The following is a 16,234-nucleotide window of genomic DNA, read 5'->3' on the forward strand; positions in this document are numbered from 1 at the left end:
CGGCCTGTGATGTTCATGGGCCCGCACACCACGAACAGGGGACAACGCATGGCGGCACCGCAGGCCAGATGGAGCGCGTTGCTGGAGATGCTGACGCGCGACGGGCGGATCGAGGTCGACGCCGCCGCGGACGAACTGCGGGTCTCCGCCGCCACGATCCGGCGTGATCTGGACGAGCTGGCGCGCCAGCAGATGGTCACCCGCACGCACGGCGGCGCCGTGATCAACGCGATCGCGTACGACCTGCCGCTCCGCTACAAGGCCGCGCGCAACGCTCCGGAGAAGGAGCGGATCGCCGATGCGGCGGCGGGCCTGGTGAAGGCGGGTGCCGTGGTGGGGCTGAACGGTGGCACCACGACCACCGCGGTGGCCCGGGCGCTGGCCGTCAGGCCCGAGCTGAGCACGGAGGGCGCCGGCCCCTCGCTGACGGTCGTCACCAACGCGCTGAACATCGCCAACGAGCTGGTCGTACGCCGCCATGTGAAGCTCGTCGTCACCGGGGGTGTGGCACGCCCGGCCTCGTACGAACTCACCGGGCCGCTGGCCACCGAGGTGCTCGCACAGATCACGCTCGATCATGTCTTCATCGGCGTCGACGCGATCGATGTCAGGCACGGGGCCACTGCCCAGGACGAGGGCGAGGCCGGCATCAACCGGGCGTTGGCCCTCCGCGCCGAACAGGTGATCGTGGTCGCGGACTCGTCCAAGCTGGGCCGGCGGGCCTTCGCCCGGATCTGCCCGGTGGAGGATGTCCATGTGCTGGTGACCGACAAAGCGGCGCGCCCCGAGGTGACCGAGCCGTTTGCCGCGGCGGGCGTGGAGATCGTCCGGGCCTGAGGGGCTTCGCATGTTCGGGGCCGGGGCCGGGGCCGGCGGGCGTGCGGCAGGGGCCGGGGCCAGAGCCCCGGCCGAGGCCCGGGTCGGGGTCGGAGTCCTGACCCCGACCCCGCCCCTGCCCCATGGGCCTGCCCGGCGGATCACTTGATGCCGCCGGCCGTCAGACCGCTGATCAGATAGCGCTCCACGAAGACGAACAGGACGACGACCGGCACGATCGCGATCAGCGAGGTGGCGAAGAGGTACTGCCACTGCTCCTGGTACGCCGTGACGAATCCAGGAATGGCCTTGGTCAGCGTCGTCCGGTCGCCGGACGAGGTGATGGTGAGCGCGACGACGTACTCGTTCCAGGCCCCGATGAACGTGTAGACGAGCGCGGTCACCACTCCCGGCAGCGCCAGCGGCAGGGTGACCCGGACCAGCGCGCCCAGCCGTCCCGCCCCGTCCATGTACGCCGCCTCCTCCAGCTCCTTGGGGATGCTCGCGAAGTACGCGTTGAGGATCCAGATGCAGAACGGCAGATTGAACGCCGCGTTGACCAGGATCAGCCCCTCCGCGGTGTCGGTGAGATCGAGGCTGACCATCTCCCGGTAGATGCCCACCAGCAGTGCGGTCGGCGCGAACATCTGGGTGATCAGCACCAGCAGCAGGAAGGCGCCGCGCCCGCGGAAGCGGTTGCGGGCGGTGTAGTACGCGGCGGGCAGGCCCACGGCCAGTGCGAGGAGCGTGGACATCCCGGCGACGTACAGCGAGAACCAGAGCGCGTCGCTGACGGGCGGATCCTGCAGCGACCAGACGTCGGCGAAGTTGGACCACTCCCACTGTGACGGCAGATAGGACGGCGGTGACTTCATCAGTTCCGGCGTCGGCTTCAGGGCCGTGAGCAGCATCTGAAGGTATGGCGCGAGGAACGTCAGGGCGACCAGCCAGCCCACCGCGGTCAGCAGTACGGTGCGCAGCCGGGGCGGGCGCCGCCTCCGGGCGGTTGTCGCCGCGCCTTTGGCTGCGGTTCCGGGCGCGGGTTCGGCTCTCGGTGCTGTTTCGGCCGTGGCGGAGGACATCAGCCGGTCTCCTCTCGGCGGCGGACGACGCGCAGATACACCAGCACCACCAGGAGGATCAGCGCGAAGTTCACCACGGCCATGGCGGCCGACTCGCCGACGTCCTGATTGTCGAACGCGAGTTTGTACATATAGGTGGTGGTCGTGTCGGTGGAGAAGCCGGGGCCGCCTCGGGTCATCGCCCAGATGACCGGGAACGAGTTGAACACATTGATGACGTTGATGATCGCGGCAACCAGCAGGGACGGGCGCAGCAGCGGCAGTGTGATGCCGAGATAGGTGCGGACCGGTCCTGCGCCGTCGAGGCGGGCCGCCTCGTAGACCTCGGCCGGGATGGTTCCCAGCCCGGAGAGGATGACGAACGCGGTGAACGGCAGGGAGACGAAGACCGCCGCGGCCATCATCCAGGCGAATGCCTGAACAGGGTCGGCGAGCCAGTTCACCGGCTTGTCCAGGATTCCGACGTCCATCAGTACGCGATTGACGACGCCGTAGACGTTGTTGAGCATCCAGCGCCAGGTGAGCGCCGTCATCAGCACCGACGCCGCCCAGGGCACGATCAGCGCCCAACGGACCAGCCGACGCCCCGGGAAACGGGCGTTGAGCAACTGCGCCAGGCCCAGGGAGACAGTGATGGTGACCGTCACCACGCCCACCACCCAGATCAGGGTGCGCAGTACCACGCCCGGCAGGTCCGGCTCGGCGAACAGCTCGGAGTAGTTGGCGCCGCCCGCGAAGCCCTGGGTCAGTCCGGTGGAGCTGATGTCCATCAGGGAGGTGCGGACCATCTCGACGACGGGCCAGACGACCACGGCCAGGATCAGTACGAGTGCGGGGCCGAGCCACAGCAGCGGCTCCAGCGCCCGCAGACGGCGCGCGGGCCGGGGGCGGCGGGAGCCGCGTTCCGGTGCCGCCGGGGTCCGGTCCTTCTTCGCCCCGACGGTGCGTGCGGTGACGTTCTGTACGGCCACCCCGTCAGCCGTCCTTCTCAGCGGTCTTCTGGATTTCGCTGAGGACCTTTTCGGGCTCGGCACTCGACACGCCGGTACCGATGCGCTGCTTCACGGCTCCCTCGACGGTCGCCCAGTTCGGGTTGTCGGTGGGTGCGAACCGCGCGCCCGACAGCGCGTCGACGAACGGTTTGTAGTAGGCGGAGTCCGAACTCAGCGCATCACCGGCCGACTTGGTGACCGAGAGGAACCCCTCGGTGGACAGGAACCTCGAGGCGTTCTTCTTCTGGTAGAAGAAGTCGAGGAACTTGTTGACGGCCTCGCGGCTCTTGTCCTCGTCCTTCTTGAAGGCCACCAGGTAGTCCTGGACACCGAGCGTGTTGTGCGTTGTGCCGTCCTTGCTGGGCAGTGGCGCGACTCCGTAGTTCAGGTTCTTGTCGACCGTGTCGATGAAGCCCTTGCGCATGAAGACGGCGCCGTTGATCATGCCGATCTTCCCCTGGGCGAACTGGTTGAAGACGTCCTTGCGGTTGGTGGCCTCGGGATTGGGCTGGGTCAGACCGGCCTTGGTGAGCTTCCGCAGGAAGTCCAGCGTCTCCACGTTGGCCCGCTGGTCGACGGCCCACTGTCCCGACTTGTCGGTCCAGCCGCCGCCGTTGTTCATCGCCCAGATGTAGAACTCGGCCTGGGCCTCCTCCGCGCCGAGCGGCAGGCCCAGCGGGATGTCCCCGGCCTCCTTCACCTTCTCGGCGGCGTCCTCGACCTCGGCCCAGCTCGACGGCGGCTTGGAGATCCCGGCCTTGTCGAAGATGTCCTTGTTGTAGAAGAAGAGCCGCGCGCTGGAGATGAACGGCAGGCCGTACTGGACGCCTTCGTACTGCGCCTGGTCGGCGAACAGCGGCAGGAAGTCGTCGAGCACCTTGGGCGACACGACGTCCTTGGCCTGGTAGATCAGGTCGTCGCGCGCGAAGTCGGAGAACTTGTTGTAGTTGAGGACGTCGGGCTGCTGTCCGGTCTGGGTGTACGTCTTGACCTTGGAGTCGATCTGCTCCCAGTCGACGACCTCCAACTCGACCTGGTAGCCGGGGTTCTCGGCCTCGAAGTCCTTGATGAGGTTCTCCCAGTAGGGCTGGGTGTCATCGTCGTACTTCGCGGCCACGAATCTGATCGTCTTTCCGTCGGCGTCGCCGCCGCCGGACGAACCTCCCTTGCCGCATCCGGTGAGGACCAGGGCGAGGGCCACACCTGCTGCGATACCTACGAGGTGCCGTTTCACGGGGTACCCACCTTCACTGCAACTGTGTGATTGTTTCTGCTTGAAAGTGGCTAAGATCAAGCATCGATGTCCATCATGCCCAACAAATCGCGCATGATGTCAAGGGCCGACGGTTACGACTCGGTTGTGCCGCGGCCCCATGAGCACGGAGACGGGAGCCCTTTCATGAGTCGGACCGAGATCGAGATCGCCACCCAGCCCGAGTGCTGGCGCCGCGCCACCGAACTGGCACGGCGGCCGGACGACCCCGCGTACGCGGCCATGCCCAGGCCCGGTGAGCGGGTCGCCGTCGTGGGCTGCGGCACCTCCTGGTTCATGGCCCACGCCTATGCGGTGCTCCGGGAATCCGGGGGCCACGGGGAGACGGACGCCTTTCCGGCCTCCGAGATGCCGGCCGGCCGGGCCTACGACCGGGTGGTCGCGCTGACCCGGTCCGGCACCACCTCTGAGGTGCTGGAACTACTCGGCCGGCTCCGCGGCCGGACGCCCACCGTCGTGGTCACCGCGGACCCGGCGACCCCGGTCATGGACATCGCCGACGCGGCCGTCGTGCTCGACTTCGCCGACGAGACGTCGGTGGTGCAGACCCGGTTCGCCACCACCGAACTGGTGCTGTTGCGCGCCCTGCTCGGTGAGGACCTCGGCCATCTGGAGGCACAGGCCGCCTCGGCGCTGGTCGAGCCACTGCCCGAAGAGCTCCTCGGCGCCGAGCAGTTCACCTTCCTCGGGCGGGGCTGGGCATACGGGATCGCCCAGGAAGCGGCACTGAAGATGCGCGAGGCGGCGGGCGCATGGACGGAGGCGTACCCGGTGATGGAGTACCGGCACGGGCCGATCAGCATCACCGGGCCGGGCCGGGTGGCCTGGTGGTTCGGCGATCCGGCGGCCGTTCCCGGCGGTCTGCCGGAGCAAATCGCGCGCACCGGCGGCCAGTTGGTCGCCCTCGGGCGCGACCCGGTGGCCGATCTCATCGTGGTGCAACGGCTGGCCACGGCCCTCGGCGGGGCGCGCGGGCTCGACCCGGACAACCCTCGCCATCTGACCCGCTCGGTGATCCTGACCTGACCCCGGCCGGGCCTCGGCAGCCCTTGGCCGCACCGCCGGCCACCAGATCCGCGCACAGGAATCGGAACCGCTCGAATCGGGCGCGGTTCACACGGAATTTACAGCCGTTTTCCCCGGGTCCGCGGCCTCCCGAGGCAGGGGGCGGACCCGGGAAACCAACCGTCACCAGGGCCGACAGTGGCCAGTGATGCTGCTGATAAATCATGGAGGTGAGTGTTGACAGCTGACGTTTATCGCCAGAACATGAACAGAAATACGCATGATCTTGCAGTGCAGCTTCATCACGCCATGCCCCGCCCCGCAGGAGGACGTGAGTGCGCACACAACCGCTCAGACCGCGCAGCCTCGGCACACTTGTGGCAGCCGCCCTGGCCCTGACGCTCATCCCGCCCGTCGCCGAACCCCTCACCGCACCGGCCCGCGCGGACACCGCAGCCCGGGCAGACGCCGCAGCCCAGCCGAAGGTGTCCGAGAGCGCGGACGGCCTCACCCTGTCCGTGCCGGGCACCGGAAAGGCACCCGGCTACACCGTCGACATCGCCACCGACGAACTCGCCCTCACCACCGAACGCGCCGGAACAACCGTGCTCGGCACCGCGGGCGGCGACACCGGAGGACTCCGGTTCCGCTCCGCCGGCAAGTGGCAGCACGCCACCGCGGTCACCGACTGGACTTGGCGGAGCGGCGTCCTCACCCTCACCACCGACACCACCCTCGACGGCGCCACCATCGAGGCCCGGCTCACACCCGAAGCCGACCGCTACGACCTGAGCTGGGACGTCGAGGGCGGCAGCCCCGACCAGTTAGGTCTCGCCTACGACCTGTCGTCGGCCGGCCACTGGTACGGCCACGGCGAGGCGGAGACCCCGCAGGGCGGCCCCGGTGTCAACCAGCCCTGGCCGCTCGACACCGGCGAGGTCGACCACAAGGCCTTCGGCCCGGCGTCGTACGACATGATCGACCCGTTCTGGTACACCTCCACGGCGACCGGCCTCCGCGTCGACACCGGGGATGTCATGGACGTGGCAATCAACAAGGGCAAGGACGGCCTCGGCCGCTTCACGGTCGAGTCATCGGACACCTACAAGGCCACCGTGTTCGTCGAGTCGACCCCGCTGGAGGTCTACCGCGACTACGTCGGCATAGTCGGCAAGCCGACCAAGAGCGACGCCCCCTACGAGCAGTACGCCAAGCCGCTGTGGAATTCCTGGGCGCAGTTCTACACCAAGATCGACCAGGAGAAACTGCTCGACTACGCCACCGACCTCTCCGACAACGGTCTGGACGGGCACACCATCCAGCTCGACGACAAGTGGGAGTCGAACTACGGCAATCTGACCTGGGATCCCAAGACCTTCCCCGATCCCAAGGGCCTGTCCGACAAGATCCACGACATGGGGTTCGACTTCGGTATCTGGGTCACCCTGTGGATCAACCTGGACTCCGACAACTACCAGTACGCGGTCGACAAGGGCTATCTGCTCATGGACGCCGAGGACACGAGCAAGCCGTGTGAAGTGACCTGGTGGAACGGCCAGGCCGGGATCATCGACCTGGCGAACCCCGACGCCAAGGCCTGGTACGAGGGCAACCTCAAGACCCTGATGGACAAGTACGACATCGACGGGCTGAAGTTCGACACCCGCTTCTTCGACGAGAAGTGCGCACCGCGCGAGGGACACCAGGCCACGGACTACCAGAAGCTCGGCACGGAGCTCGCCGACGAGTTCGACCTCCAGGGCGCGGGCATCCGGGTGCACTGGAACAAGACGGCCCATGAGGCGGGCTTCGTCACCCGCCAGGTCGACAAGGGCACCGGCTGGGACTCCCTGCGTGCCTCCGCCACCCAGAACCTGGCCATCTCCACCATCGGCTATCCGTTCGTCGAGTCCGACATGATCGGCGGCTCCGGCGGCCAGCCCGCACCGTCGAAGAACGTGCTGGTGCGGTGGGCGCAGTCCGCTTCGCTGATGCCGCTGATGTACGCCTCGACATCCCCGGTGGACACGAACGACACCACCACCGGGCAGAAGGTGGACTACGACCAGGAGACGGTCGACCTCTACCGGGAGGCGATCGAGACCCACGAGAAGCTCGCCCCCTACATCTGGGACCAGGTGCAGAGCACCCTGAAGACCGGCGATCCGATCATGCGGCCCTTGTTCTTCGACTTCCCGAAGGACAAGCCGAGTTACACGGTCACCGACCAGTGGATGCTCGGCCCGGCCGTGCTGGCCGCGCCCAAGCTGAGCACCGGCTCCACCCGGAGCGTCTACCTGCCCTCCGGCACCTGGTACGACGTGAACCAGGGCACCGTGATCCGCGGCCCCAAGACCCTCAAGGGGTATGCGGCGCCGCTCGGCGTCACCCCGGCCTTCGTCAACCTCAAGGCCCAGGGTGCCGCCAAGGCCGTCAAGGCGCTCAAGCGCGACGACGCACCAGCGGCCTCCGTCCTGATCACCCCGGACGCCCCCTCCACCGACGCAGGTAAGCCGTTCGAGGTGACCACCGGGGTGACCAACTGGGGCACCGGGACCCTCAGGAACGCCAAGGCGGCCCTGGACCTGCCCGAGGGATGGACCGCCCAGGCGACCGGCCCGACCACCGCGCGGTACCTCAAGAACGGCGCCACACTCACCACCACCTGGACGGTGACCCCGGCCGACGACGCCCGATGGGGCAGCCACGATCTCACCGGCACCGTCACCTACACCGGTCACAACGGCTCGCAGAAGGTGTCCGACACCGTGCCTGCGCAGGTGAAGGCCGCCCCGGGCAGCGTGCAGGAGCCGTACCTGACGGCCGACACGACCTCCGGGGGCGCCCAATACGCCCAGGGCGGCGACCAGTTCGCCATCTGGGCCGGCGGCCAGGACCTGTCCGGCTGGAAGGACGAGAAGGGCGTCATCTACCGCGACGACGCCGCCGGGGAGAAGGCCACCGTGCAGGCCCAGTTGGTCTCCCAGGACAGCGCATCACCGGTCGGCAAGGCCGGCGTCGCCCTCGCCAACGACCTCACGGCGCCGGAAAAGGGCGGTTACGCGGTGCTGGTCATGACCGAGCAGTACGGACTGGAGTTCATGACCGACAGCGACGGCGACGGGAAGCTCGACACCTGGGCGGGCGGTGGCTCCACCTACCACCCGGCCTATCTCAGGCTGACCCGGGACGGCGCCACCTACACCGCGTACGCCAGCAAGGACGGCGAGACCTGGTCGCAGGTCGGCACCGCCCAGGTGCCGTCGGCCACCGGCACCGGTGACGCCGGGATGGTCGCCAGCGCGGCCAACGCCAACCATCCGGGCGAGAACATCGAAGCCGTCTTCAGCGGATTCTCCGTCACCTCCTGATCACCGGGCGCCAGTTGCACCACTGGCATCACTGGCGCCCGCTCCCGCTTCCCGGCAGGCCTCCACCCCCCGTGGGGCCTGCCGGGGACCACTCCCTGCACGTCCATGAGAGAGGGAACCCACCCCCATGGCACGTACGTCCTCAGTTGTCGCCGGCTTCGTCGCGGGCGTCGTCGTGGCCGCGAGCACCACCGCGATCGCCGTCACCGGCACGGCGACCACCGGCACGGCGACCACCGGCTCCGACCTCAATTCCAAGGCCACCACCACCTGGCTGACCGTCAAGGTCGCCGACGCCATGGGCACCAGGGACACCATCACCTGGGTTCCCACCGGCTCCTTCGCCGGCTCCGCGGAGGAACGTGTCCCGCGCTACCCGATGACCGCCATCAAGGGCAAGGACACCAAGGAGCTGAAGCTCTCCGCCGTGCGCAACGAGCAGGTCTCGGCGCAGTTGGCGATCGCGTCCGGCAAGGATCTCGACAACGTCAAGGCCGTGGTCGGCGACCTCACCGGGCCCGGCGGTGCGAAGCTCTCCGGCGACGACACGCAGGTCCGGTTCGTCAAGTACGTGCCTGTGCAGCGCTCCAAGAGTGAGGTCGACTGGTCCGCCACCATCGACCAGGTCAGCTCCGGCAAAGAGGTCTCCGGCGACCGCAACCCCGATGTGGTCGGCGACGCGCTCGAGGAGCGTTCCTCCGTGGACGTGCCCGCGTACGCGGCGCAGCCGCTGTGGTTCACCTTCCAGATCCCCGAGAAGGCCAGGCCCGGCACCTACACCGGCACGGTGAAGGTCGACGCCGACGGCCGTACCCAGGCCGGCTACCCGCTGACGATCGAGGTCGCGGACGCGAGCGTGCCCGACCCGGGGGACTACGACTTCTTCCTCGACGTATGGGCGCAGCCGGAGACGATCGCCAAGAATCACGGCGTCAAACTCTGGTCCGCCCAGCACTGGAAGCTGATCGAGAAGTACAACCGCGATCTGGCGTCGCGCGGCCAGAAGGTCATCAACACCACCATCGTCGACAACCCGTGGCACCATCAGTGGTCGCTCGGAACCCGGGAGTCGCAGACGGCCACGCCGTACACCAGCATGGTGGGCTGGACGTGGGACGGTGACGAGTTCGCCTTCGACTTCTCCCGCTGGGACAAGTACGTCCAGACGGCGAGACGGTCCGGGCTCGGGCCCGACATCGGCGCCTTCTCCATGCTGGCGTTCCAGGATCAGGAGCACCTCACCTACACCGACACACGCACCGGCAAGACCGTCTACGAGAACGTTGATCTGGGCGGGGAGCGCTGGCGGGAGGCGTGGGGAGCGTACCTGCCCGCCTTCGAGGCCCATCTGAAGAAGAAGGGCTGGCTGGAGGACACGTGGCTGTCCTTCGACGAGCGGCCCATCGACACCATGACGGTCGTCAAGGACTTCGTCCACGAGGTCGCGCCGGTCTTCGACGACCGTATTTCCGTGGCCGGTTCGATCAGTACCGAAGGCGTCGCGTCCAACCTGTCCGTCGACTGGGGCGGCATCGACGCGATGACGAAGGAGAAGGTGGCGGAGCGGCGCAAGGCCGGCAAGACCACGACCTTCTACGTGTACGGAGCGCCGGCCCACCCCAACACGCTGTCGTACTCGCCCGCCGTCGAGTCGCGGATGCTGCCGTGGATCTCCGCCCAGCGGAATCTGGACGGTTTCCTGCGCTGGTCGTACAACAGCTGGACCAGCGACCCCTTCAAACAGCCGGTGCACATCTTCACCCAGGGCGACGAGTATCTGGTCTACCCGGGCAAGGACGGCCCGATGTCCAGCATCCGCTGGGAGCAGCTGAAGGAGGGCATCGAGGACTACGAACTCGTCGCTCAGCTGCGGAAGAAGGACGGCGGCGCCGACAGCGACGCCCTGACCGAGGCACTCACCACCGCGACGCGGGACCTCGACGGCCGGACGAAGGACGTCAGCGACATGCAGACCGCGCGGGCGGCCGTTGTGAAGGGGCTGACGACATGAGGGGTAAGTGGAGAGCTCTGCTGCTTGCCGGAGCTCTGTCTGTCATGCCCCTGACCAGCACGGGGATCGCGACACCGGCCCAGGCGCAGCCGCGGGCCGAGGCCCAGGCACCGCACACCGTCACCTACGACCAGTACTCCGTGCGGGTCGACGGCAAACCCCTGTACATCTGGGGCGCCGAGTTCCACTACTTCCGGCTGCCCAGCCCCGACGCGTGGCGCGACGTGCTGCAGAAGATCAAGGCGGGCGGATTCAACGCCGTCTCGCTCTACTTCGACTGGGGCTACCACTCGGCCAAGCCGGGCTCGTACGACTTCACCGGCACCCGTGACGTGGAGCGGCTGCTGGACGAGGCCGAGCGCGCGGGCCTGTATGTGATCGCCCGGCCGGGCCCGTACATCAACGCGGAGGTATCCGGTGGCGGCATGCCCGCATGGCGGAAGACGCAGGCCGGCGTGAACCGTACTTCCGAGCCGGAGTACATGAAGGCGGCCAGGGAGTGGATGAGCCGGATCAACCCGATCATCGCGCGGCACCAGCTCACGCGTGGCACCGGCAATGTGATCCTCTATCAAGTCGAGAACGAGTACCAGGGCGGCCGCCAGGACGCCGACTACATGCAGACGCTGATCGACTGGGCGAAGCAGGACGGCATCGACGTGCCGACCTTCGTCAACGACGGCGGCGCCAACCAGAACTGGGTGAGCGGCAAGGGCGCCCCCGACATCTACGGGTTCGACGCCTACCCGCAGGGCTTCGACTGCAAGGACCCCGACGCCTGGAAGAACCTGCCGGACTATTCCTACGTCAACGAGTGGAAGCCCGAGTCCCCGTTGATCATTCCGGAGGCGCAGGGCGGCGCCTTCGACCCCTGGGGCGGCACCGGATACCAGGACTGCGCGAAACTCACCGGCACCGACTTCACCCGGGTGTTCAGCAAGATGAACATCGCCGCCGGCGTCAGCGGTCAGTCCTTCTACATGACGTACGGCGGCACCAACTGGGGCTGGCTCGCCGACCCCAACGCGGTCTACACGTCGTACGACTACGGGGCCCCGATCAACGAGTCCCGCCAACTGACGGACAAGTACCAGGAGTTCAAGCGCCTGGGGTACATGGTCAACTCCGTGACCTCGCTGGCGCGCACCGACAAGGCCGAGGCCCCGGCCCCGTCCGACGACGCCCTGCGCATCGACCGGCGCGTCAATCCGGACGACGGCACCCAGTTCTTCACCGTCCGGCACGCCGACACCCGCGTGAAGGACAAGGACGAGACGACTCTGTCGCTGAAAGGCGCGGACGGCGACTACCCGCGCGTACCGCAGCAGGGCGAGATCACCGTCGACGGCCGGGACGCCAAACTGCTCGTCGCGGGCTACGACTTGAGCGAGAGTCAGCGGCTCGTCTACTCCACCTCGGAGATCATGACGCATGCCCGGATCGGTGACCGGGACGTTGCGCTGCTGTACGGGCGTGAGGGGGAGGCCGGCGAAACCGTGCTGCGGTACGCCGAGCGGCCCGAGGTCACCGTCCTCGACGGCGATGTCACCACCACCTGGGACGCCGAACGCGGCGACCTGCGCCTGAACTACACCCACAAGGGCTTGGCCCGCGTGCTGGTGAACGGCATGGAACTGCTGATCGCCGACACCGCCGAGACCGCCCACTGGTGGCAACAGGACACCGCCGCAGGCCCGGTTCTCGTACGAGGCCCGTCCCTCGTCCGTACGGCCGAACTGGCGGGCTCGACCCTGAAGTTGACCGGTGACTCCACCAAGGCCGCGAAGATCGAGGTCATCGCGGACACCAAGAAGGCCAAGAGGATGACCTGGAACGGCCGCACGGTCGCCGTCACCCAGGCACCCCGCCCCGTCGAGCTGCCCGAGCTGACCAGGTGGAAGCACAAGGAGGAGGCACCGGAGTCCGCTCCCGGCTTCGACGATTCCACCTGGACCACCGCCGAACACCTCACCGCCAACAACCCCGCACTGGAAGGGTCGCTGCCCGTCCTCGCGATGGACGAGTACGGCTACCACCACGGCAACGTCTGGTACCGCGGCCGGTTCAGGACCACCGGGGCGGCGACCGCGCTCGCACTCGACGCCAACACGGGGCCGACCGGCCAGTACGCGGTCTGGCTCAACGGACGCTACCTCGGCAGCTCCCGCGACGGCGCGCACACCTTCGACATCCCGGCGGGCACGCTGAAGGACAGTAAGGACAGCAAAGACAATGGGGACAACGTGCTCTCCGTCCTCGTGGAGAACGCGGGCCACAACGAGGAATGGGGCCACGACTACTCCAAGGAGCCGCGTGGCCTGCTCGGCGCCGAGGTGATCGGCGGGGCCTCTACGCTCACCTGGAGGATCCAGGGCAGCCGGGGCGGCGAGGACCCGGTCGACACTGCCCGGGGCCCGTACAACAACGGCGGGCTGTACGGGGAGCGGGCCGGCTGGTCGCTGCCGGGCTTCCCCGACGGCGGCTGGAAGAGCACCACCCTGTCCGGGCAGTCCGGGAAGACCGGGCCCGGCGTGCGCTGGTACCGCACGTCCGCCCGGCTCGACCTGCCGCAGGGCCAGGACAACGCGATCGCACTCGATCTCGCCGAAGCCGACGGCGGTACCGGCTACCGCGCCCAGATCTTCGTCAACGGCTGGCTGATCGGCCGCTACCTGCCGGACACCGGGCCCCAGACGCGGTTCGTCATCCCCAAGGGCATCCTGCGCGAGCAGGGCACCAACTCCATCGCTCTGGCCGTCTGGTCCACCAAGGCTGACGCGGGCCCGGGTTCGGCGAAGCTCGTGGACCTCGGTGCCTCCGCCGGCGGTGTCGACGTACGCACCGTCGCCGCGCCTTCGTGCAACGCCAAGACGTACGCCATGCCGGACTCGGGCGCCCAGGTCACCGTCGACGCCGAGCCGTTCCTGGGCACCGGTACCGCCGCCAAGGTCCCCGTCACCCTGAGCGTGCCGAAGGACGCGCCGACCGCCCGGAACGTCAAGCTGGCGCTGAAGGCCCCGGACGGCTGGACCTCGACCACCGACGACACCACACGCTTCGACCGGGTGCGGCCCGGCGACACGGTGACCGCGACCTACACCGTGACCCCGCCCGGCGACCCGGTCCACTACGCCGTCCTGTCCGCGACCGCCACGCTCACACAGCCCGGCCGTCCGGGCACCGTCACGGGTGTACGGGCCGTGCAGGTGCCGCCGCCGGGGCTGTCCGCCGACGCTCATGTCAGCGACCTGACCCTGGTCAAGGCGGTCAACGGCTGGGGCCCGGTGGAGAAGGACGCCTCCAACGGCGAGTCCGCGGCCGGCGACGGGCGGACGCTCTCGGTCGGCGGCACCTCGTACGACAAGGGTCTCGGCGTGCACGCGAACAGCCAGGTCCGGGTCTATCTCGGCGGCGGCTGCACCCGGTTCACCGCCACCGCCGGGGTGGACGACGAGGTAGGCGACAACGGCAGCGTCTCCTTCGAGGTGATCGCCGACGGCCGCACCCTTGCCACCACCCCGGTGCTGTACGGCTCCGACGGCGGCGCCGCGATCGACGTGGACGTGACCGGCGCCCGCTGGCTGGACCTGCTGGTCGACGGCGACGGCGATGTGTCCACGGACCACGCCGACTGGGCGGACGCCAAGCTGACGTGCGGCGGCGGTGTCTGATGCCCGTGCTGAGACGAACCTTCCGAAACGGCGCGGCGGCGCTGCTCCTGGCCGCCCCGCTGCTCGGCACGGCGGCCCCGGCGACCGCCGCCGAAACCGGGCCGATCACCTTGACGACACCGCGCTACGCACTGCGCGTCGCGACCGACCGGTTGGCCCTCACCACGGTACGGGCGGGCAGGACCGTCCTGGCCACCGCGCCGACGGCGTTCCGGTTCCGGATCGGCGCCGACTGGCACCTCGTCCGGGAGGTCACCGGCAGTACCCGTGACGGCAACACCCTGCGCGTCGCCGCCGCCACCGATCTGCAGGGCGTCACCGTCGATCTGCGGATCACCCTGCGCTCCGACCGGTACGACATGAAGTGGTCCCTGTCGGGCGCCCGGGCCGACGCGCTCAGCACGGCGTACGACCTGAGCAGCGCCGGGCACTGGTACGGGCACGGCGAGAACAGCGACCAGACAGTCCAGCCGTGGCCCCTGGACTCCGGACAGCTGGTGGACCCCGGGTTCAGTCCGGCGTCGTACCAGGTGGTCGCCCCCTTCTGGTACACCTCCAGCGCCACCGGGCTGCGGGCGGACACGAACGACCCGATGGACGTGCGGATCAACTCCGGTGGCAACGGGCTCGGCGAGTTCACCGTCACCGGGGACCGGCCCGCCGCTTCCACGGTGTTCGTCGAGGACACCCCCGCCGAGGTGTACCGCGACCACATCGCGCTGGTCGGCAAGCCCGAGCGCTCCGACACCTCCTACGAGCAGTACGCGACTCCGCTGTGGAACTCCTGGGCCCAGCTCTACGGCGAGCAGAACCAGGAGAACGTCCTCGCCTGGGCCCGTTCGCTGGCCGGCGCCGGGCTCGGCGGGCACACGGTGCAGATCGAGGAGAGCGTGATCGCCGCCGACTTCGGCGAACGCTTCCCCGAACTGCCCGCCCTGTCCGGGCAACTCGACCGCCTCGGCTTCGACCTCGGCATGTGGACGGGCCTGTACATGCCCGAGACCGCTGCCAACTTCTCCGAAGCCGTCGACAACGGGTATCTGCTGAAGGACCCGTCCGCCCCGTCCAAGCCGTGCCTCTTCACCTGGTGGAACGGCCGGCAGACCGGCCTGATCGACCTGGCGAACCCCGCCGCCCGGCAGTGGTACACCGACGATCTCAAGGCACAGACAAGCGAGTTGGGGGTCTCCGGGTTCAAGTTCGACACCGTCTTCTTCGACGACCGGTGCGCCCCCTATCCGGGAGCCAGCCGCGCCGACTACGTCAAGTACGGCACCGAGCTGGCCGACGAGTTCGACCAGCAGGGGGCGGGGCTGCGGGTCGCGTGGAACGCCGCGCAGGACAAGGGCTTCGCCACCCGCACGGCCGACAAACCGACCACCTTCGCCGGGCTGCGCGCCGCGGTCTCGGCCAACATGGCGGTCTCCACCATCGGTTACCCCTTCGTCGAGACCGACATGATCGGCGGCTCGCTCAGCTATCCGCCGCCCACCAAGGAGGTCCTGGCCCGCTGGGCGCAGGCGGCTTCCCTGATGCCACTGATGTACGCCTCGACCTCGCCCACCGGTGTACAGGACGCGACGACCGGCGAGTGGGTCGGCTACGACCAGGAGACGGTCGAGCTCTACCGGTCGGCCATCGCGACGCACGAGCGGCTGGCCCGGTACATCTGGGATCAGGTGCAGAGCACCCTGAAGACCGGCGATCCGATCATGCGGCCGCTGTTCTTCGACTTCCCGAAGGACGAGGCGAGTTACACGGTCACCGACGAGTGGATGCTCGGCCCGGCCGTGCTGGCCGCGCCCAAGCTCGACGAAGGGACCACCCGGGACGTCTTCCTGCCGTCCGGAACGTGGCGCGACGTCACCAACGGCAAGGTCGTCCGCGGTCCCGTGACGCTCAAGGGGTACGCGGCCCCGCTCGGGGTGACCCCGGCGTTCGTGAACCTCAAGGCCGAGGGCGCCGCCAAGGCGTACCAGGCGCTCGCGCGCACCGGCGCGGAACGGTAGGGGG

At 68.6% G+C, this 16,234-nt stretch carries 9 protein-coding genes; 6 read left to right on the plus strand and 3 right to left on the minus strand.

All coding sequences use genetic code 11. The features are described from left to right. The first annotated feature begins 48 nt into the window (after positions 1-48). Positions 49-837 carry a DeoR/GlpR family DNA-binding transcription regulator gene (locus ACFYO0_RS33740; protein WP_388683766.1) on the plus strand — a complete coding sequence of 263 codons (789 nt, stop codon included), beginning with the start codon at positions 49-51 and terminating at the stop codon, positions 835-837. 140 nt (positions 838-977) lie between these two features. Here ACFYO0_RS33740 and ACFYO0_RS33745 read toward each other — a convergent pair whose 3' ends face one another. From ACFYO0_RS33745 to ACFYO0_RS33755, 3 genes are read right to left on the minus strand one after another with little or no spacing between them, the layout of a single operon-like run. Further along, complete coding sequence (locus ACFYO0_RS33745) at positions 978-1,898, minus strand: carbohydrate ABC transporter permease (RefSeq protein WP_388683769.1); 921 nt, start codon at positions 1,896-1,898, stop codon at positions 978-980. Next, positions 1,898-2,869, minus strand: a complete 972-nt coding sequence (locus tag ACFYO0_RS33750; protein ID WP_388683770.1) for a carbohydrate ABC transporter permease — start codon at positions 2,867-2,869, stop codon at positions 1,898-1,900. The genes ACFYO0_RS33745 and ACFYO0_RS33750 overlap by 1 nt, the downstream gene beginning before the upstream one ends. 4 nt (positions 2,870-2,873) lie before the next feature. Next, a complete protein-coding gene (locus ACFYO0_RS33755; RefSeq protein ID WP_388683773.1) occupies positions 2,874-4,124 on the minus strand; it encodes an extracellular solute-binding protein in 1,251 nt (416 codons plus the stop codon). A 165-nt stretch (positions 4,125-4,289) separates the two neighbouring features. Here ACFYO0_RS33755 and ACFYO0_RS33760 point away from each other — a divergent pair, with 165 nt between their 5' ends. The 5 genes from ACFYO0_RS33760 (at position 4,290) to ACFYO0_RS33780 (ending at position 16,230) form a co-directional block, all read left to right on the plus strand. Further along, entirely contained in the window at positions 4,290-5,189 is a 900-nt protein-coding gene (locus ACFYO0_RS33760) for an SIS domain-containing protein (protein ID WP_388683774.1), read from the plus strand. 314 nt (positions 5,190-5,503) lie between these two features. Then, positions 5,504-8,539, plus strand: a complete 3,036-nt coding sequence (locus ACFYO0_RS33765) for a TIM-barrel domain-containing protein (RefSeq protein WP_388683777.1) — start codon at positions 5,504-5,506, stop codon at positions 8,537-8,539. A 127-nt stretch (positions 8,540-8,666) separates the two neighbouring features. After that, positions 8,667-10,550 (plus strand): glycoside hydrolase domain-containing protein, encoded by a 1,884-nt coding sequence (locus tag ACFYO0_RS33770; RefSeq protein WP_388683779.1) that lies wholly within the window; start codon positions 8,667-8,669, stop codon positions 10,548-10,550. Between the two features lie 44 nt (positions 10,551-10,594). After that, a complete protein-coding gene (locus tag ACFYO0_RS33775) occupies positions 10,595-14,221 on the plus strand; it encodes a beta-galactosidase (RefSeq protein ID WP_388683780.1) in 3,627 nt (1,208 codons plus the stop codon). Then, a complete protein-coding gene (locus tag ACFYO0_RS33780) occupies positions 14,221-16,230 on the plus strand; it encodes a glycoside hydrolase family 31 protein (protein ID WP_388683781.1) in 2,010 nt (669 codons plus the stop codon). The genes ACFYO0_RS33775 and ACFYO0_RS33780 overlap by 1 nt, the downstream gene beginning before the upstream one ends. The last annotated feature ends 4 nt before the right edge of the window (positions 16,231-16,234 follow it).

Origin of the sequence: Streptomyces sp. NPDC006365, assembly GCF_042870755.1 — a bacterium.
In the GTDB taxonomy this organism is placed as follows: domain Bacteria; phylum Actinomycetota; class Actinomycetes; order Streptomycetales; family Streptomycetaceae; genus Streptomyces; species Streptomyces xiangluensis.